Genomic DNA, 18,474 nt, shown 5'->3' on the forward strand with positions numbered 1-18,474 from the left:
GCAACCTGAAAATGCCAATTGGGATTTCTCCGGAAGTGTAATTGAGGGAGTTTTTGAGAAGGATAAAAAAGACTCATTCGAAAAAAGGAGCCAGGCAGAATATGAATCGGATTTTTTTCTTTACCGCTGCGGCGGGAGTGCCGCTGTCAGTCATCGGAAGCCTGATGCACTGGCCGTCAGCTGTTTTGTTTATGATTTATTGCTTGACGATTATCGCGCTTGCAAGTTATATGGGGAGAGCGACTGAATCTCTGGCCATTATCGCGGGTCCGCGGGTCGGGGGGCTGCTGAATGCCACGTTCGGCAATGCGGTAGAGCTGATTATATCGCTATTTGCCTTAAAGGAAGGGCTGACGGGCATCGTGCTTGCTTCACTGACCGGTTCGGTGCTCGGCAACCTTCTGCTTGTCGCGGGATTGTCGTTTTTTATCGGCGGTTTGAAATACAAGCGGCAGGAATTCAATATTCATGATGCCCGGCATAATTCAGGCCTGCTGATATTTGCCATTATCGTAGCTTTTGTCATTCCCGAAGTGTTTTCCATGGATATGGGGGAAAAAAGCAAGCTTGATTTGAGTGTCGGCATCAGCATCATCATGATCCTTTTATACGTGGCGGCTCTTTATTTCAAGCTCGTCACCCACCGCGGTGTTTATCAGCCGAACCAGCCGGAGGCCAAGGAAGAAGAGGAGCAGCCTGAGTGGTCGGGGAAAAGAGCGACAGCCGTCTTATTTATCGCAACCATTATTGTCGCCTACATATCTGAAAACCTTGTTCATACGTTTCATGCGGTGGCTGAACAGTTTGGCTGGAGCGAATTGTTTATCGGGGTGATTATCGTCGCAATCGTCGGAAATGCCGCAGAGCATGCGTCGGCCATCATTATGGCGTACAAAGACAAAATGGATGTCGCCGTTGAAATCGCGGTCGGCTCGACTTTGCAGATCGCCATGTTTGTAGCCCCGGTTCTTGTGATCTGTTCCATCTTTTTTCCGGTCAATATGCCGCTGGTATTCACATTGCCTGAGCTTGTCGCGATGATATCATCCGTCCTTTTGATGACGATGATTTCAAATGACGGTGATTCGAACTGGTTTGAGGGGGCTACTCTCCTTGCCGCTTATGTCATCATGGCGATCGGATTTTTCCTGCTTTAACCTGTAAAAAATGCGGATAACAACGATTACGGAGGAAAAGACTAAAGGAAAATGCTATAGAAAGAGTGATATGATGAAAAAGCTGTTTCATGCCACATTGATTCTGCTGTTATCCTTTAGTTTTTTTGCAGCGCCGTCTGCCGGTGCAAAGAAACCGTTTAAGGTTCCCAACTCTGTCGTCAGCATTTCCAAGGAAAATACGTATCCGAATGCTTCACAGGACCAGCCGATGCTTCAGCCGAGCAAACTGGCAAAGGAATTGTTAGATACATCAGAGATCAACATCGAAAATCCGCATCTGATAAAGATGCTGAATGAATCCTCGGTTTCCGGTTCACCGCTTGCCATCGGATACCGGGCGACAATATTTCTCGGGAAATGGGCGCTCGGTTATCAATCGAACGAAACGGTCGCCAACTGGGAATATAAAAAAATCAACACGAACAGAGCGGATAACCGGGGCGGGCAGCAAGCCGCGGAAATCTCATACGCCCAAGAACAGCAATACAAAATCAAAGGCGGGCTCACAGCGAAAGTGCCGAACGCAGAAGACGTAAAAAGCATGATGATGCAAAAAGCGATGAAGAAAACAAAACTGCCGCTTGCGTTTGAAACGGTCATCGGCGCCGGCACAAAACGCGATCAGATTTATAAAATTTCTCCGCAGCGGCTCGGCTATTTACATGCCTATGCCCCGGCCGTTAATGAAAAAGGAAAAGTAACATACGGCGAAGTGTATTTGGTGCTGAAAGGCAGCAAGCGGAAACTTGTCGTCAAAAATGTGACCTCGCAAGGAATCGGTGCTTGGATTCCGGTGCAGGATCATGTCACATTCGGTTTTCAAATGACAGCGCAGCCGAGATAAATAAAAAAAGCTGATTCCGGTTTGGGAATCAGCTTTTTTGTGTATGATTCATTTCCTCAAGCAATTGCACATTGTTGTTGTACAGTTCCCGGGCAAGAACGCGTCTCACCGCAAGGCTCGCCGAGAAATATTCTTTGTCTTGAACCATGCCTTTGACGGTAAACTCAATGCCTCTCGTCAATTTGTTCAGGCTCATGATTCCATGCACTTGAAACGGTTCCGTTGCATTGAGAAATTCATCCCGCTTCAGTGAATCGCGAAGCTCATCATTGAGCATGTCACAGGCTTTTTCTAAGACGGCGTATACCCGCTCAGGATCTTCCTTGTAACTGATCACGACAGACTCGGTAATCCTCATAAAATCAATGTTATAGTTTTGAAGCTGTCTCACCTCACCATTTGAAATGGTAAGCAGCTTGCCGGAGAACTCACGGATCTGCATGGAACGGAGCCCGATTTCTTCGACTGTGCCGTTGAAGAGATTATTAATCGTCACGTAATCGCCTTTATGCAGCTGGCGTTCATATATTAAAAAGACACCGGCCAAAATGTCCTTGATTAAAGACTGGGCGCCGAAACCGATGACGATACCGGCAACGCCCGCTCCGGCTAAAATTCTGCCGAAATCATGAACGAATAAAGAAATGACGTAAAAGATAAATCCGATCGTCGCCGTATACTGGGTGATGGATCGGACGAGGCTCTCAATCGTTTTCCCTTTCCGTTCCTCCAAGAAATCTGTGCGTTTAAATAACACCTGAACAAAGCGGTTGATCAGAAAAACACCGGCGTAAAGCACGAGAGCGACGATGATGATCTCAACCACTTTGCTTTTCAAAATATCCGTAATTGTCGTTTCCATCTTCTGTTATCCTCTGGCTTTTCGTAATGAAAAATCTGTCTCCTGATAATAACTGTTTTTGACAAGGACGTTCGGTCCGAGGCATCGGACGTTTGTACAGCGGCAGTTCAGCTCTTTGCTCAGCTTCGTCTGTCTCCACTTGTCATACGCTTCAGGAAGGCTGTCAGTTTTAATATTGCCGAGCGGCGGTGTATCACCGAAATCCGTGACAATGATATTTCCGTCAAAGATGTTGACGTTCAGACGGGAGCGGCCGTCAGGATCGTTTCGCACCGTAACGTTTTTCGCTTCCCGCAGTCGGCGGAGGAGCTTCTGATCTTCTTCATCAGGGCTGCATGCGTAAAACGGGAGCGTACCGAACAGCATCCATGTTTCTTCATCGCGAATATCAAGCAGATGATGAATGGCCTGTCTCATGTCCTTCAGGCTGAGTGATTCAAGCGCGCTGGCGAAATCACTCGGATACATCGGATGGACTTCGTGGCGCTGGCATTTCATTTCTTCCGTAATCTGCCGGTGAATATGTTCAATATGCGGAAGCGTGCGTTTATTCAGCATCGTTTCCGCTGAAACCATCACGCCCGCTTCGACCAGCGTGCGGCTGTTTTCAATCATTTTGTCAAAATAGCGCGCCCGCTGTTCAAATGTCGGTTTCTTCTCCATCATCGCAAATCCGATATCGGCAAAGTCCTCGACCGTTCCCCAGTTGTGGGAAATGTGAAGAACGTCTAAATAAGGAATAATCCGTTCGTAGCGGCCGATATCAAGCGTCAGGTTTGAATTGATCTGTGTGCGCACGCCGCGTTCATGCGCATATTTCAAAAGCGGGACGACATATTCCTTTACCGATTTCAGCGAAAGCATCGGTTCGCCGCCCGTAATGCTGATCGAGCGTAACAGCGGAATTTCTTCAAGCCGCTTTAATAAAAGGTCAATCGGCAGCGCATTCGGATCTTTCGGCTGAAGCGTGTACCCGACCGCGCAGTGCTCGCATCTCATATTGCACAAGGTCGTCGTTGTAAATTCAACGTTCGTCAGTTTCATATCTCCATACTGGTCGACATCCATGTACGCTTCCCAAGGATCGTACTCCGGTGTGATCGGACGCAGTGCTGTGTTTTGTGTCATGACTATCTAACTCCTTTATAAATGGGCATACTAACGTCTGCCAACTGTTAATTTTAGACCTGATCTGCCAAGATCGCAAGTAGCGGAACCATTGAAAAACGGCAAAAAATACGCTACCATTATAAAAAATGAATGGAGTGGAAGTATGGGGAATGCAGTAAACAGCAAAGATCAGCAGCTCGATTACTTGAAGAACAGACTCGATATGTTTATGAATGTCATTGATTCATTAGACCCTGAATCAACGGACGTTGAAGATATAGACCGGCTCATCGGCATGCTTGATGATCTGGAAGCGAAATACGAACGCTTCAAAAAAGATTGGGAATAAACCCCGGCAGCCCGCCGGGGTTTTTCTCTTTCCATAATGCGGCTGTATAAAAGGGGTGAGCCTACTGCAAAATAAGGAAAAATGCAGAAGGAGTGCTGGGCATGAAATGGTTTTGTTCAATTTGCTGCATGGCTGTTTTACTTGCGGGAGGCATAAACAGTGCAGAGGCCGTGCCGAATGAACGGATAAACTGGGGATTTAAACGCAGCGTCAATCATCAGCCGCCGGATGCCGGCAGACAGCTGGACAATCTTGTCAAAAAATACGATGCCTTTTATTTAGGCAATACGAAAGAAAAGACCATTTACTTAACGTTTGATAACGGATACGAAAATGGGTATACCCCGAAAGTGCTTGATGTTTTAAAAAAACATCATGTCACAGGCACTTTTTTTGTCACAGGCCATTTTGTGAAAGAGCAGCCTGATTTGATTAAACGGATGTCAAAGGAAGGCCATATTATCGGCAATCATTCTTTTCATCATCCTGATTTGACGACAAAAACGGGCGATCAGATTCAAGATGAACTCGATTCCGTCACGGAAGCTGTTTACAACATTACCGGAAAGCGGGACAATCTGTATCTCCGTCCGCCGCGCGGCGTGTTCAGCGAATATGTCCTGAAAGAAACGAAGCGCCTCGGCTACCAAACCGTTTTCTGGTCCGTCGCATTTGTCGATTGGAAGGTTAACGAGCAGAAAGGGAAAAAATACGCCTATGATCACATGATAAAACAGGCGCATCCCGGCGCGATCTATCTTCTCCATACTGTTTCCAAGGACAATTCAGAAGCTTTGGACGATGCGATTACCGATTTGAAAAAAGAAGGATACACGTTTAAAAGCATCGATGATCTGATGTTTGAGAAAGAAATGAAGCTGCCGCGTCTGTAAAAAACACCTCTCCGTTATAAGGAGAGGTGTTTTGTTATTTCAGACATTTAATCAAAGCGGCCCAATCCAGATCCCCGAAGCCTTGTTCGATCCCGCTTTCAAAATGGCTCTTGGCCAGCTCGGCAAGAGGAAGTTTGGCGGAAACCTGTTCTGCGGCGGTGAGCGCCAGATTGGTATCCTTCAGCCCTAAAGACATTTTGAAACCGGCCGGCTCAAATGTCTGCTCAGCCATAATGGTACCGTAATTTTGATAGACAGGAGAGCCAAAGAGCGCGTTGACGATTTCTAAAAATTGTTTCCGTTCTAAACCGTACTTCTCCATCATTAAGAATGATTCTGATAGCGCCTCCAGCATAGAAACGAGCAAGAAATTGATGCTGATTTTCGCAGCATTGGCGGTCTTTGTTTCTTCACCGACGTCAAATATCTGCTGGCTCAGGCTTTTTAGCAAAGGCTCGGCCTTTTTCTTTGCTTCTGCCGGTCCGGCTGTGATGATGCGAAGCTCGGCCTTCTCAGCGGCATCGGGCCGGCCGAGGACGGGAGCGGCGATAAAGGATTGGCCTCTGCCCGAATGTGCAGCGGAAAGCTGTTCTGACAGCGCCGTACTGATGGTGCTCATTGAAATATGGATGCCGTTTTCAGATAACCCGGCAATAATGCCGCAAGCTCCGAACGTCACGCCTGTTACGGCTTCATCGTCTGACAGCATTGAAAGCACAATGTCCGCATGTTCAGCTGCCTGGCGGGGCGTTTCGGCATATTCAGCCCCTTTTTCCAGCAGATCAGCCGCTTTTTCCTTCGTCCGGTTATATACAGTCAGACTGTATCCGGCTTTCATGATATTTTCGGCGATGGGGTGTCCCATGTTGCCGAGTCCCGCGATGGCGATCTTCATTTGACAGTCCCTCCAATGTAATGTTTTCCGCTATTATACATGCAAAATGTTTATTGTGCTGTGTACAGGCTTGCCACTTTCAGTTCTGGGTCTGATGACCAGCCGGAATCTGATGCGGCTTTCCCCTTATGAAATCCGGTAAACCGCGTCTTGATGATTGTTTTTGAACGGGGCTTTACTGTGAACGTTTTTGATTTGAATGTGACGCCTTTTAAGTCCTCAGATAAGTCCGGCGTGACAGAAATGGCTTGTTCCCCTTTTCCGTAGTGATTGACATAAAGCGTACAGCTCATGCTCGCTCTTTTTCCCTCAATGAAATGGCTGCATTCGCTGCGGTGCTTCAAATATTCGACAGCCTCTTTTTCGGGCGCGAATTGTTTTAAGGAAAAAGCGGCATATTCGGTGGCGGGACTGATACCGGAAGCGGCCCCCATACTGAGAAACATCAAAAACAGCCCCGCTGCGGGAAGCGTCCGCCTGAACGCGGCGGCACACCAGATTAACGCCGCAAAGTAAAGGACGACCCCGGGAATGACGGAGATATGGGCTCCATCTTCAGACCAGGGAGAAAAGCCGAGCGATTCAAAGATGTAATCAGACATCGTACAGCCGTTATACAGCGGGGCAATGGACATGACACAAAAAAGCAGGAGGACAGAAGAAATGGTTTTATGAGAAAGCATGATAACGGCGCACACCTCTTTACGTTTTTTTCCAACATATCATGTTTCCTCAAAAAAAAGAACAGCCGGCAGCCGTTCTTACTTGAAAATATTAAACCAGCCTTTGCGGGCGAACCAAAACAGCATGGCGGCCACAAGAACGGCCATGACGCCCAAAACGATAAAATATCCGTATTTCCAGTGAAGCTCAGGCATGTTATCAAAATTCATACCGTACACCCCCGCGATGAACGTCAGCGGTATAAAGATGGTCGAGACGATGGTTAATGTCATCATAATGGCGTTCATCCGGTTTGAATTCAGCGTTACGTAACTGTCCCGCAGATCTGACGTCATATCACGGTTTGACTCGATCAGCTCAGCGAGTTTTAACAGGTGGTCATAAATATCGCTGAAATAAGCCTTCGTTTCACGGCTTTCTTTTACATGGTCAAGGCTCAAAATCCGGTACATTAAATCGCGCATCGGAATGATCGTCCGTCTCAGGTTCAAAAGATCAGTCCGCAATTCAAACACTTCATTCATTAAAGTGCCGTAAGATTTATGTGTTCTGCTGTCTTCAATCTCATTCAGCCGGTCTTCAATTTTGTACAGCACAGGGAAATATTCATCGACAAGCTGATCCATAATCATATAAGTGATATGTCCGGGCCCTTTTTTAGCTAACCCCGGAGAAGCGAAAAACCGTTCTCTCACCCTTGAGACACCGGGCGATTCGTGCAAATGGAAGCTGACGATGAAACGGTCGGACTGAAAGATGTCCACCTCTTCCATTTCCAGTGTGTCCGGGTTTAAAGCGTGGAGCACATAAAAACGGTAGCCGTCATAGTGGTCGATTTTCGGCCGCTGCATGTGCTGAAAGCAATCCTCGATCGCAAGCGGATGAAAATGAAAATAATCCCGCAGCAGCTCGGTTTCATCATTCTCGGCGCCGAAAAAATCAACCCAGTACCATGCAATGTCCGGTTGTTCTGTACGTGATAGGGGGATATTATCTAATATCTCATTATGTGTTGTGATTGCGGTTATATGTATCATAAACAACCCTCCGCCTGCCATTATATCATGCTGCGTTATGAAGAAAAGTATACGAATTGCCGCCGGGCCGCTTCATGATATACTTGGACAAAAAGGGGTGGAGCATATGTGGGAGGAAACGGTTTCGGTCACGCCGCCGTATCATTTTGATAAAGTGCTTGAAAGGCTGTCACTCGATCCGCTGAACGCGGTCGATCTTAAAGCAAGATCAATCAAAGTGCCGCTCAGAACACGGGACGGCAAACTGTCCGTCATCACGGTTCAAGCGGAAGGCACCGCCGCAGACCCAGTTTTTCTCGTCAGCGGAGAAAGTGACCGCGCGGAGATGATTGAACGGATCAAACACATTTTTCAGTGGGAGCAGCCGCTTCAGCCGGTGCTTGATCATTTCTCAAAAACAAATCTGTCGGCGCTTTTTGAGGAGCATGCGGGGACCCCGCTCGTCTTAGAATATGACGTCTACAACTGTCTTATGAAATGCATCATCCACCAGCAGCTCAACCTGTCCTTCGCTTTTACGTTAACGGAACGGTTCGTCCATGCCTTCGGTGAACAAAAAGACGGCGTCTGGTGCTATCCCGAACCGAAAACGATTGCGGCGCTTGATTATCAGGACTTGCGGGAGCTCCAGTTCAGTATGAGAAAAGCGGAATATGCGATTGACATTTCACGGATGATTGCAGACGGGGCGCTCAATCTGGCGGAACTTTCCCATCTATCGGATGAAGACATTATGAAAAAGCTGATCACCATCAGAGGCATCGGGCCGTGGACCGTCCAAAACGTCCTCATGTTCGGCCTCGGCCGCCCGAACCTGTTTCCTTTGGCGGACATCGGCCTGCAAAACGCCGTCAAACGCCGCTTTGCCCTTGAGGATAAACCGTCAAAAGACGTGATGCTCCAGGTAAGCAGCGAATGGGCGCCGTATTTAAGCTATGCGTCCTTATATTTGTGGAGAAGTATTGAATGAAAACCGCTTTGATCATTTTTTGGAAACTTCCAATGAAAAACATGAAGGAACCGCCGGCTGCATGTTATACTGAAAAGATGCGGTATTTCAAATCAGCTGTTTTCCCATGAGGAAGGCTTTATATAGAAACGGAGAGAAAAAAACGTGAATCAACATCAAAAAAAGGCGCCTGCCGAATTGAAAATCGGACAGACATTTCCGCTGACCATCAAACGTCTCGGCATTAATGGAGAGGGCGTCGGTTACTTTAAGAAAAAGGTTGTCTTCGTTCCCGGCGCTCTGCCCGGCGAAGAAGTCGTTGCCGAAGCGACAAATGTGCAGCCGAAATTTTCAGAAGCACGCGTCAAAAAAATCCGCAAGCCGTCTGAACACCGCGTCACACCGCCATGTCCGGTCTATGAACAATGCGGCGGCTGTCAGCTTCAGCATCTGGCATACACCCAGCAGCTTCGCGAAAAACGCGATATCGTCATTCAGTCTTTGGAACGTCATACGAGATTCAATGCCGAAGAAATGAACATTAAAGAAACGATCGGAATGGACAACCCGTGGAATTACCGGAACAAAAGCCAGTTCCAAGTCGGACGCTCGCAAAGCGGCAGCATCATTGCCGGCTTATACGGACTTGACTCCCATAAAATTGTTCCGATCAAGGAATGCATTGTCCAGCATCCGGCGACAAACAAAACAACAGGTATCGTCCGCCGCATTTTAGAAAAACACAACGTATCTGTTTATAATGAACGGACCAAAAAAGGCGATGTCCGCACGATCGTGACGAGAGTCGGTTTTGAAACAGGCGAAGTGCAGGTCGTGCTTGTCACTGCGAAGGAGACACTGCCGAATAAAGACGAAATCGTCAAAGCCATTCAAAACCGTCTGCCGGAAGTGAAATCGATTATTCAAAACATCAACGGCGCGCGCACATCCGTCATTTTCGGTGACAAAACAAAAGCGCTGGCCGGAAGCCATGCCATTCAAGAAGTGCTTGGCGACGTGTCATTTGAACTGAGCGCCCGCGCTTTCTTTCAGCTTAACCCTGAGCAGACGGTCAAGCTGTATGACGAAGTGAAACAAGCGGCGCAGCTGACCGGAACGGAGAAAGTCGTTGACGCGTATTGCGGCGTCGGTACGATCGGCATGTGGGTCTCAAGCGGTGCAAAAGAGATCCGCGGCATGGACGTCATTAAAGAATCAATTGATGATGCGAAGAAGAACGCTAAAAAACACGGCATCAAAAACGCGGCATATGTCACAGGAACAGCCGAACACTGGCTCCCGAAATGGACGAAAGAAGGTTTCCGCCCTGACGTGGTCATTGTCGACCCGCCGAGAACCGGCTGTGACAGAACATTTTTAGACACCATCAAAAAAGTAAAACCGAAACGCTTCGTCTACGTATCCTGCAATCCTTCCACACTGGCCAAAGACTTGCAGGCGCTGTCGAAAGACTATCGCGTCGAATATATTCAGCCTGTGGATATGTTTCCGCAGACGGCTCATGTGGAAGCAGTAGCGAAGCTTGTGTTGAAATCGTCTCACTAAAATTAAACAATTTCTCATCAGATCTGGATTTCGGCAGAATGAACATTGCTGATTTCCGGGTTTTTTTATGTGCAGTCCTTATCCTGACTGTCTTTCTCATCGTCCAAGTCTCTTAAATACTTGTAACTAATGTAATAATTTCACAAACTCCTTTCTTAAAGAATAAAGCCCCTGTTACTCACTATATGTGAATAATGGCTCCTTATAATGATCTATCGCTTGATTCATACAATATTGAAATAGAAAGTCTCCATAATAGCAGATAAAAAATCAATATGATCTGTTTATTCGGACTAATGGTCGGATAATGGTCAACAACCTGATAACCACTTTTTGGATTAGCATAGACAACATGCTGATGCTCTAGTTCCACTAATGCCATTGCAACTGTATTTTTTGTGCATGGAATTGTTCAGCAATTACCCTGATAGAAGGTAATTAGTCTCCTGCTTTAAGCTGGCATTCTGTTTAATCCATTCTAAGATTTCTCTATATTCTCGTCATATATTCTCCTTAGCATCTGTCTTATGACAGATGCATTTTTTTATTTATTAATAATAGTCTCGTATCAATTACATTATGCTTAATTAGCTAACTGTTTACTATGATTATGAAATGAATTTGTGAAGGGGGAAATTTGAATTGAAAGCAATGTAAAAAGAGGTCTAATACTTGGATTATTGGAGTGATTTGTTTTAGTTTAACAATACTTGCTACAAGTATCGCTGTTTCTTATTTTGGTGAGACAATTGTTGGATTGGGTAGGACAGCATGGGGAAGAGAGATAAAAAGAGTGTTTGAGACCGCTAAGAACTAGTAAGAATTATTCTACAAACAGAAGGAAAACCAACTAGAGTGAGCCCTGCAAATATTAGGAGTTGGTTCATGGTCCCGTAATGAAAAAATACATAAAAAAGTGGAAAGTATAGAGGGGTTAGGCTAATAAAGGCTAATGAAGAAAATTAAAGCAAGGGAAAGATTGGTCTGTTTATAAGGTACTGTTACATACTGGGTCTAGTGCGGGTAAAGAAATCAACAGACCCTGCAGCTAAAGAATTGAATACTCAGGCTGAAAAAAATATGACACAAGCAACTTAGTAATAGTAGTAAGTTGCTTGTGAAATCAACTTGTTTAGTTATTCTCAATATAGTATCTCGTAAATTCGGTTTATTTCATCTCTAGCTTCATCATCATTATCGTCTAGTAATCTTTCTTTATTTATTGAAAGTTCGATAACTGCTTAATTCTTCTATCTCTCAATATTATGCAATGCTATGTAAGCATTTACGATACCGCTGCCTACTTCATTCTTATCTAAGTTTTCAACGTGGTCTGTGTTCTGATATAAGTTTTCTTCAACCTTACGACTTGGCATCTCTTCCCCATATTTTTCGTAGTATTCTGTCTTTAATAGGGCTGCTGTAGCAGTTACCATTGGAGCTGCTACACTTGTCCCTAAAGTAGGTTCATACCCCTTTTGAAAGCCTAGTGACTTACTTAGCGGAGTTTGCGGGATATTTACAGGGGAAGTAGTCCATACTAAGCTATATAGATCAACCTTATTTGTATCCAGAAAACTTGGGTCAAGATCACCGCCTGGAGCTGCAATTGAGATGTTTTTTCCATAATTTGAGTAGGAAGCTTTTGTATTTTGCGCTGTGGTGGCAGATACAGTAATTACATCATTATCTCCACCAGGAAGATGTAGGATATTGTCCTTTGGTTTACCTAATTGTTGTGCAAGTTTTTTTGAATTTGAGATATCATATCCATGGTTTCCAGCAGCTGCAACAATTAAAGTATTGTGTTTCCTAGCGTATTTAAAAGCTTTTTTAAAAAGTTTTATAGTCTCTCTATCTTCTTTATTTTTTTTTGATAAGAAAGTAGATAAACTTAAATTAATTACGTCCATATCATCTTCCGTAGCTGTAACAATTGCACTTATAACCCAACTTGTTTTAGATTTACCGTTCTTATCAAATACTTTATACGGTACTAAACCAAGATTTGGTCCAACTCCTTTTACGTCTCCATTAGCAGCAATTATCCCAGCCACAGAAGTTCCATGCCCATAAAAGTCTTGTGTATTATCTTCAGCTGGAACAAAAGACTCTCCAGTATCTACAATATTATTTTTGAGGTCTGGATGATTGAAATCTATGCCTGAATCGATTACCCCTACTTTTGTATTATGAGATCCTTTGTTTATATGATAACTTCGATAATCATTTGTAACTTGCTTGATATTCCATAACCAGCTGTCATAAAGGGTGTCATTACCTTCTGTGAATTGTGATGAAAGTATCCCATTAGCAGGAATCTGTTTACTTTTATCAGGAAGAGACAACTCTTTATCCTCAATAATTTCTTTAGCGTCTAATCTTTCTTTAGCAATATCTTTGATTGCTGAAGATTGGCTTGGTTTTATATTGTCGATTACCAATAAATCTAGTTCTTTAATATAATTTGTTTCTATATTTGAATATTTTTCCTGAACCTTGTTGATTGTCGATTCGCTTACTTTTGAATCGAGATTAATTAAGATAGATTCATCATAATTTGATTCTTCAGCATGAGAGCTAATAGGCTGTAAGCTGGATACAATTACAAATATGAAAGCCATCGAAATTCTTCTTAAATTCTTCATTTTTATACTCCTTCCTCTTGATACATCTCAAAATACCTGCCTTCCAAAAAATGAAATATAAGTATTTTTGATTCGATTTTATAAAATATAAGTAGATTAGTCAATGAATATTTTTTTAATTATCAGTAATTTCCCAAAAAGTTTCCCTTTAGCGTGTTTGAATTAAATTTCTTTATAATCTTTTATGCTGCACCTATGGTTTTGTGGGTGAAAATCACTAAGCAAAAATATATGTACCATAATATATATGAGTAGAACAATGTAAAACTAAAGACCTGTTTTTTTCTAATTTGTAAAATTATATATTGACTTACAGTTATTATGTGTGAAATATTGTTTATAGGAATATTAGGAAAGGTATGGCGTATATCATTCATGAGTCATTCGATATAAAAATTGAAACATTGGAATAAACGGAAGAGGTGAAAATGATGACCAACCCCAATTTTAAATCGAAAGAGTTTTTCTTCTTACTGAGAAAAACCAGACCGAATATAAGATTATTTATATTGGCAATATTTTTAAGTGGATTAAGCGCAATAGCTTCTACTTTAGTGCCTCATTATTTAAAAAGTCTAATAGACAATTACAATATCCTTAATAAGATTAATTTGCGGGATCTTTTAGGACTATTGGGGATATTTTTGAGTAGTGGAGTAATTGGAGCAGTTGGTAGTTATATGTTAAGCGTAGTAGGATATAATGTTGTCGCAAATCTCAGAAATTTATTATGGGAAAAGATAGTTATACTGCCTGTAGAGTTTTACGATAAGAATCGTTCTGCGGATATAGCAAGTAGATTTGTTAATGATACTACGGTGATTTACAACTTAGTAAGTAACTCTTTTTCGCAATTTATCAATGCTATATTAATAGTGCTTTTTTGTGGATTTTGGTTATTTTACTATGATTGGCAATTGACACTAGTGATTATAGCAGCAATTCCAATTTATTTGTTGATTTTTATACCTTTAGGAAGAATTTTGTCTAAATTATCTAAAATGACACAAAGCTTAACAGGAGAATTAAATGTAAGAGCTGTTGAAACAATATCCGCAATAAGACTGATTAAATCTTCGACTGCAGAAAAATTACAAGCAGAAAAAGGAAAAGAAGATATTGAAGCTTTAAGAAACATAGGACTAAAGCAGACAAAATGGATGGTTATTTTAAACCCTATCATTAATTTAATGATGATGCTTATCATTATTAGCATAATTGGATTCGGAGGGGTTAAATTAGCCAATGGAAGTTTATCGCCAGGAACGTTCATAGCATTTCTGACACTTATGTTCTATATCATAGGTCCACTTAATAATTTTGGGTTATTCTTTACTCAAATACAAAAGACAATAGGTGCAACAGAAAGAATTTCTCAATTGATATTTGAGCAAGGAGAAGATCAGCATAAAGGAAAAGAATTAGCGGAAACCTATAAAGATTTAGTGATTGAAAATTTATCATTTTGCTACGGTAAAGAGGATAAAGCATTTTCCTTGAAAAATATTAATTTAATAATAAAAAGGGGAAGTGTTAATGCCTTAGTAGGTCCTAGTGGTAGTGGTAAAACCACAATTATTTCTATTCTGGAAAGATACTACAAGCCCAATAGCGGAAATATTTATTTTGGTGAAGAGAATATTGAGTTATTTTCATTAAAATCATGGCGTAGCCAAATAGGATATGTAGCACAGAATCATGATTTAATAAGCGGTACTATTAGAGACAATCTCATCTTTGGTTTAGAAAATCCCCCAAATGAAAAAAGAATAGTAGAAGCATGTAAGAAGGCATATGCATGGCAATTTATAAGTGAATTGCCTAACAGTTTAGAAACTAATATTGGAGAAAAAGGTCTCAACTTATCAGGAGGACAACGACAAAGAATTGCTATTGCGAGAATGTTTCTGAAGAATCCAAATATAATCTTTTTGGATGAAGCAACTGCAAGTCTTGACAGTAATTCTGAACGAATTGTGAACGAAGCAATGAAGAAGCTCATGAAGGATAGAACCGCTATTATAATAGCACATAGGTTATCAACCATTATAAACGCTGACAATATCATTTTTATGGAAAACGGTGAGATCACAGGTCAAGGGAATCATTGGGAGTTAAAACGCAGTCATAAATTGTATCATCAATTCTGTGAGCAGCAGTTTAAAGAAGATAGTACCGATCCATTAGTATTAAACAATTGAGAGCGCTTAAGAGAGGCGAAAACAAAATGGACAAAAAATTAGTTTATTTCCAACATATGAGTGAAGATTCAAAATACTATACTGAGAAAAGCCCAAATACAAAGACTGATCCATACGAAGTACATAATATACCAAATTACTATACTGTTAGTACAGAATATAAATCACCGTGGAAGTTTTATAATAATCCAAATCATAACCTTAAAGAACAAGGCTGGAAAATACACGTAAGTGCGACAATGAATAATGCTCAGGATATATTGAAAGTTGTAAGTCAAATTATGTTCAAACATCAGATCCCATTTAAGCATATTAAAGATAAACAATCGCTATTTAACATGAATTCAAAGCATGGTAATCGAACTTCATCTGGAAAATTTATCGCTATCTATCCTTCCTCTAATAACATGTTCTTCGAGTTATTAAATGAACTTTATGAAGAATTAAAACATTATGAGAATGGGCCATACATACTGAACGACAAATCGTGGAAGGATAGTAATATATATTACCGATACGGTGCATTTAAGAATATTTACAATGAAAGAGGAGAACTTTGCATTAAAGACGAAAACGGAAATTTAATTCCAGATAATAGGAATCCGTATTATAAAATACCTGATTTCGTAAGTGATTTTGATCAGTTTTTAGATACCAAGAATAACTTATTAGATACTCAAGATGTAAGTAATTTTAATGATTATGAGTTCCAAGGAGTCCTTAGGTTTAATAATGGTGGCGGTATATATACTGGAATAAGGAAATCAGATGGAAAAAAAGTAGTAATCAAAGAAGGAAGACCTAAAGTAGGGTTAGATGGGCAATATAATGATGCAATTGATAGATTGAATATAGAATACGAAGCATTAAATAAACTGACAGAAGTCGAAGGTGTTGTTAAAGCGCTTGATTACTTTAAATCGTGGAAGCATGTGTTTTTAGTTGAAGAGTTTGTAGAAGGTGTAACTCTTCAATCATGGTGTGCAATCAATTATCCGTTCAACGTTGAGACGGATAAAAACGAATACATTAGTAAGGTGAAAAAAATAATTAACAGCTTGATAAAAGCAATTAAACTAATGCATAGTAAAAATGTTGGTATGGGAGATTTGCAACCCCAAAATATAATGATTACCCCTGAATTAAATGTAAAGATTATTGATTTTGAGGCTGCTAGTGCTCTCTCTGAAGAAAATGGAGCGTTGCAAACAATTGGCTACACACATAAGAAAAATAAAAATCATAAGGAGCGAGATTGGTATGCACTAAAAAAAGTTTTAAGATTTTGTATTCTGCCAATAGGTCCAGTTGCTGATATAGAAGAAACTATAAAAAAGAAACATGATATGTGGATAGAGGATGAGTTTGGCAAAGATGTCTATCAATATGTTGTAAACACAGAAAATCTATGCGACAGATACTTATCTGATACCAAAGAAAAGATATTCAACAATAATTATGACAGTAAAATACAAAAAGAAATGGACATGTCAAAAATTATTAAAGGATTGAGAAAAAATATAGAGAGTAATATATTACCCAACAGCTCGCTAATTCATGGCGATGTACGCCAATTTGTAATGCCATCTGGAAAGTTAAATGTACTAACTGGAGGAACTGGAGCTGCATTGGCATTGTACAGATCTGGAAACATCAACAAGCGAGTTCAGGATTGGATTGAAAATGTGTTACTTGAAAATTTGAATGTACTTAATGATGAGAATGGGTTATTTACAGGAAAAGCTGGTATCGCAGCAACATTGTATGAATTGGGATACACAGAGCAAGCTGTGGATATATTCAATAATCTGTCATATGAAGATATGAAAGATATTTCATTAAGGTCAGGACTGTCAGGAATAGGTCTATCACTAATTAGCTTATACTTGGAAGAAAATAATGATGATCTTTTGGTTACTTCTGAAAAAATTGCTGATCATATAGAAAATAGGATTATTGAAGATGATGAATTATCAGTTACTGATTTTGCAGCAGTACCTATAGGTTTGATTGATGGTTGGTCAGGAATATCTTTATTCTATGCGGCATTATATTCAGTCACTAACAATGAAAAATATTATTTGAAATCAAAAGAATATATTGAGCGAGATTTAAAACATTGTAAGGTGGATGAAGAGACGAATACTTTGCAAACTTATGATGATCAAAACCCTCGATTATTACCCTATTTATCTGGGGGATCAATCGGAATAGGGATTGCTATTTGGTATTTAAATTATGTAAGAAACACTAATTTATTTAGAGAAGAATTAGAGCAAATAATCAATTTAAATAAAGTAAGGATCGCATATAGCGGTGGATTGTTTGATGGGATCGGTAGTTTCTTGTTAATCCCACCAATGACTAAGGAAAAAAATGATCAGCATATTGAGCTGGCATTGAGAAAACTAGAGTTGTTTCTTATCCGCAAAGATGATCAAGTATTATTCCCTGGAAACTTCAGTTTTCGTTTAGCCGATGATTACTACTCGGGAAGTGCCGGCATAATATTGGGCATAAACTCTATCCAGTTTTCAAATCCGTTATATTGGTTGCCAATAATAAAAATAGATAGTTTCTTACGAAAGACTAAAAAAGAATTGTTATTAAACAATTAAAACTCTAACACTTATATTCGATGACAAATCATTGAAGATTGGAATTAAAGCAGTTAATATACAAAACTTATGAAGGGAGGTGAGAAAAGAAAATGAAAGAGGTGCTAGTACTTCAACAATTTGATGAAAAATCTGAAGTAGAGCCTACGGCATGGACTGTTACTCTAACAACTATTTCAGTTACATTATCTACCCTTAGCAATCATTGCTAATGAGAGATGAAGCATAATCAAAGAAAGAGTACTTGAAAGGAGGTGAAACCAAATGAAAGATGTATTGGAACTTCAACAAATGAATGAAGGATCTGACGTAGAAGCTTCAAAAGGCAAAGGCGGCTTACTTACACTGATCACAACGATAGTTGGCTCATCTACTATTAGCAACAACTGTTAAGGATAATTAAGAGGAGTGGATGAACAAATGAATGAAGTACTAGAGTTGCAACAATTGAGTAAAGGTTCTGAAGTAGAAACAGCTGGGTGGACACTTCTGACAACCCTCATCGGTACATCTACTATTAGCAATAGTTGTAATAAATAATAAAAAGGAGGTGAAATTGAATGAGAGATGTATTGGAACTTCAACAAATGAATGAAGGATCTGACGTAGAAGCTTCAAAAGGCAAAGGCGGCTTACTTAC

18 protein-coding genes and 1 pseudogene are annotated in these 18,474 nt (G+C 41.1%); 13 read left to right on the top strand and 6 right to left on the bottom strand.

The window, feature by feature from the left end:
* The first annotated feature begins 101 nt into the window (after nucleotides 1-101).
* Both cax and AD710_RS11850 read left to right on the top strand, forming a co-directional pair.
* A complete protein-coding gene (gene cax, locus AD710_RS11845) occupies nucleotides 102-1,157 on the top strand; it encodes a calcium/proton exchanger (RefSeq protein ID WP_049628102.1) in 1,056 nt (351 codons plus the stop codon).
* Nucleotides 1,158-1,227: 70 nt separating this feature from the next.
* The gene (locus AD710_RS11850) at nucleotides 1,228-2,022 is read left to right on the top strand and encodes a YfkD famly protein (protein WP_095242108.1); all 795 of its coding nucleotides are present in this window, start codon (nucleotides 1,228-1,230) and stop codon (nucleotides 2,020-2,022) included.
* 28 nt (nucleotides 2,023-2,050) lie between these two features.
* Here AD710_RS11850 and AD710_RS11855 read toward each other — a convergent pair whose 3' ends face one another.
* A complete protein-coding gene (locus AD710_RS11855) occupies nucleotides 2,051-2,884 on the bottom strand; it encodes a mechanosensitive ion channel family protein (RefSeq protein WP_049628103.1) in 834 nt (277 codons plus the stop codon).
* A 6-nt stretch (nucleotides 2,885-2,890) separates the two neighbouring features.
* Nucleotides 2,891-4,012, bottom strand: a complete 1,122-nt coding sequence (gene yfkAB, locus AD710_RS11860; protein ID WP_016936759.1) for a radical SAM/CxCxxxxC motif protein YfkAB — start codon at nucleotides 4,010-4,012, stop codon at nucleotides 2,891-2,893.
* A gap of 145 nt (nucleotides 4,013-4,157) precedes the next feature.
* Between yfkAB and AD710_RS11865 the strand changes: the two genes are divergently transcribed.
* Nucleotides 4,158-4,343 carry an SE1561 family protein gene (locus tag AD710_RS11865; RefSeq protein ID WP_003155558.1) on the top strand — a complete coding sequence of 62 codons (186 nt, stop codon included), beginning with the start codon at nucleotides 4,158-4,160 and terminating at the stop codon, nucleotides 4,341-4,343.
* Between the two features lie 101 nt (nucleotides 4,344-4,444).
* A complete protein-coding gene (pdaA, locus tag AD710_RS11870; RefSeq protein ID WP_016936758.1) occupies nucleotides 4,445-5,236 on the top strand; it encodes a delta-lactam-biosynthetic de-N-acetylase in 792 nt (263 codons plus the stop codon).
* A gap of 34 nt (nucleotides 5,237-5,270) precedes the next feature.
* Here pdaA and AD710_RS11875 read toward each other — a convergent pair whose 3' ends face one another.
* The 3 genes from AD710_RS11875 to corA form a co-directional block, all read right to left on the bottom strand.
* On the bottom strand, nucleotides 5,271-6,131 hold the full coding sequence (locus AD710_RS11875) for an NAD(P)-dependent oxidoreductase (RefSeq protein WP_049628104.1): 861 nt from the start codon (nucleotides 6,129-6,131) through the stop codon (nucleotides 5,271-5,273).
* Nucleotides 6,132-6,181: 50 nt separating this feature from the next.
* Nucleotides 6,182-6,829, bottom strand: coding sequence for a hypothetical protein (locus tag AD710_RS11880; protein ID WP_049628105.1), 648 nt, complete (start codon nucleotides 6,827-6,829; stop codon nucleotides 6,182-6,184).
* Nucleotides 6,830-6,892: 63 nt separating this feature from the next.
* A complete protein-coding gene (gene corA, locus AD710_RS11885) occupies nucleotides 6,893-7,852 on the bottom strand; it encodes a magnesium/cobalt transporter CorA (RefSeq protein ID WP_016936755.1) in 960 nt (319 codons plus the stop codon).
* A gap of 106 nt (nucleotides 7,853-7,958) precedes the next feature.
* Between corA and AD710_RS11890 the strand changes: the two genes are divergently transcribed.
* The 3 genes and pseudogenes from AD710_RS11890 to AD710_RS20345 form a co-directional block, all read left to right on the top strand.
* Complete coding sequence (locus tag AD710_RS11890; protein ID WP_049628106.1) at nucleotides 7,959-8,822, top strand: DNA-3-methyladenine glycosylase family protein; 864 nt, start codon at nucleotides 7,959-7,961, stop codon at nucleotides 8,820-8,822.
* Nucleotides 8,823-8,966: 144 nt separating this feature from the next.
* Nucleotides 8,967-10,367 carry a 23S rRNA (uracil(1939)-C(5))-methyltransferase RlmD gene (gene rlmD / locus AD710_RS11895; protein WP_049628107.1) on the top strand — a complete coding sequence of 467 codons (1,401 nt, stop codon included), beginning with the start codon at nucleotides 8,967-8,969 and terminating at the stop codon, nucleotides 10,365-10,367.
* 641 nt (nucleotides 10,368-11,008) lie between these two features.
* Nucleotides 11,009-11,136: pseudogene (locus AD710_RS20345) on the top strand (EamA/RhaT family transporter); the annotation flags it as partial.
* A 481-nt stretch (nucleotides 11,137-11,617) separates the two neighbouring features.
* Here AD710_RS20345 and AD710_RS11900 read toward each other — a convergent pair.
* Nucleotides 11,618-13,015: a S8 family serine peptidase gene (locus tag AD710_RS11900; RefSeq protein WP_049628108.1), complete on the bottom strand. Its 1,398-nt coding sequence runs from the start codon at nucleotides 13,013-13,015 to the stop codon at nucleotides 11,618-11,620.
* Between the two features lie 431 nt (nucleotides 13,016-13,446).
* Here AD710_RS11900 and AD710_RS11905 point away from each other — a divergent pair, with 431 nt between their 5' ends.
* The 6 genes from AD710_RS11905 to AD710_RS20355 form a co-directional block, all read left to right on the top strand.
* On the top strand, nucleotides 13,447-15,216 hold the full coding sequence (locus AD710_RS11905) for an ABC transporter ATP-binding protein (RefSeq protein ID WP_231595054.1): 1,770 nt from the start codon (nucleotides 13,447-13,449) through the stop codon (nucleotides 15,214-15,216).
* A 26-nt stretch (nucleotides 15,217-15,242) separates the two neighbouring features.
* Nucleotides 15,243-17,834 carry a class III lanthionine synthetase LanKC gene (gene lanKC / locus AD710_RS11910; RefSeq protein WP_049628110.1) on the top strand — a complete coding sequence of 864 codons (2,592 nt, stop codon included), beginning with the start codon at nucleotides 15,243-15,245 and terminating at the stop codon, nucleotides 17,832-17,834.
* A 92-nt stretch (nucleotides 17,835-17,926) separates the two neighbouring features.
* The gene (locus AD710_RS20350; RefSeq protein ID WP_187265338.1) at nucleotides 17,927-18,046 is read left to right on the top strand and encodes a class III lanthipeptide; all 120 of its coding nucleotides are present in this window, start codon (nucleotides 17,927-17,929) and stop codon (nucleotides 18,044-18,046) included.
* 52 nt (nucleotides 18,047-18,098) lie between these two features.
* Nucleotides 18,099-18,227: a class III lanthipeptide gene (locus tag AD710_RS19840; RefSeq protein WP_197083936.1), complete on the top strand. Its 129-nt coding sequence runs from the start codon at nucleotides 18,099-18,101 to the stop codon at nucleotides 18,225-18,227.
* A 27-nt stretch (nucleotides 18,228-18,254) separates the two neighbouring features.
* Complete coding sequence (locus tag AD710_RS19845) at nucleotides 18,255-18,374, top strand: class III lanthipeptide (protein ID WP_187265387.1); 120 nt, start codon at nucleotides 18,255-18,257, stop codon at nucleotides 18,372-18,374.
* Between the two features lie 20 nt (nucleotides 18,375-18,394).
* The coding region (locus tag AD710_RS20355) for a class III lanthipeptide (protein ID WP_197083945.1) at nucleotides 18,395-18,474 on the top strand (80 nt) is incomplete at its 3' end.

The sequence above is a fragment of the Bacillus sp. JFL15 genome (genome assembly GCF_001184225.1).
GTDB lineage: Bacteria > Bacillota > Bacilli > Bacillales > Bacillaceae > Bacillus > Bacillus siamensis.

What these genes read in the sequence shown, in the direction of transcription:
- cax (WP_049628102.1), top strand. Translation starts at nt 102, where the DNA reads ATGAATCGGATTTTTTTCTTTACCGCTGCGGCGGGAGTGCCGCTGTCA.
- AD710_RS11850 (WP_095242108.1), top strand. Translation starts at nt 1,228, where the DNA reads ATGATGAAAAAGCTGTTTCATGCCACATTGATTCTGCTGTTATCCTTT.
- AD710_RS11855 (WP_049628103.1), bottom strand. Translation starts at nt 2,884, where the DNA reads ATGGAAACGACAATTACGGATATTTTGAAAAGCAAAGTGGTTGAGATC.
- yfkAB (WP_016936759.1), bottom strand. Translation starts at nt 4,012, where the DNA reads ATGACACAAAACACAGCACTGCGTCCGATCACACCGGAGTACGATCCT.
- AD710_RS11865 (WP_003155558.1), top strand. Translation starts at nt 4,158, where the DNA reads ATGGGGAATGCAGTAAACAGCAAAGATCAGCAGCTCGATTACTTGAAG.
- pdaA (WP_016936758.1), top strand. Translation starts at nt 4,445, where the DNA reads ATGAAATGGTTTTGTTCAATTTGCTGCATGGCTGTTTTACTTGCGGGA.
- AD710_RS11875 (WP_049628104.1), bottom strand. Translation starts at nt 6,131, where the DNA reads ATGAAGATCGCCATCGCGGGACTCGGCAACATGGGACACCCCATCGCC.
- corA (WP_016936755.1), bottom strand. Translation starts at nt 7,852, where the DNA reads ATGATACATATAACCGCAATCACAACACATAATGAGATATTAGATAAT.
- AD710_RS11890 (WP_049628106.1), top strand. Translation starts at nt 7,959, where the DNA reads ATGTGGGAGGAAACGGTTTCGGTCACGCCGCCGTATCATTTTGATAAA.
- AD710_RS11900 (WP_049628108.1), bottom strand. Translation starts at nt 13,015, where the DNA reads ATGAAGAATTTAAGAAGAATTTCGATGGCTTTCATATTTGTAATTGTA.
- AD710_RS11905 (WP_231595054.1), top strand. Translation starts at nt 13,447, where the DNA reads ATGACCAACCCCAATTTTAAATCGAAAGAGTTTTTCTTCTTACTGAGA.
- lanKC (WP_049628110.1), top strand. Translation starts at nt 15,243, where the DNA reads ATGGACAAAAAATTAGTTTATTTCCAACATATGAGTGAAGATTCAAAA.
- AD710_RS20350 (WP_187265338.1), top strand. Translation starts at nt 17,927, where the DNA reads ATGAAAGAGGTGCTAGTACTTCAACAATTTGATGAAAAATCTGAAGTA.
- AD710_RS19840 (WP_197083936.1), top strand. Translation starts at nt 18,099, where the DNA reads ATGAAAGATGTATTGGAACTTCAACAAATGAATGAAGGATCTGACGTA.
- AD710_RS19845 (WP_187265387.1), top strand. Translation starts at nt 18,255, where the DNA reads ATGAATGAAGTACTAGAGTTGCAACAATTGAGTAAAGGTTCTGAAGTA.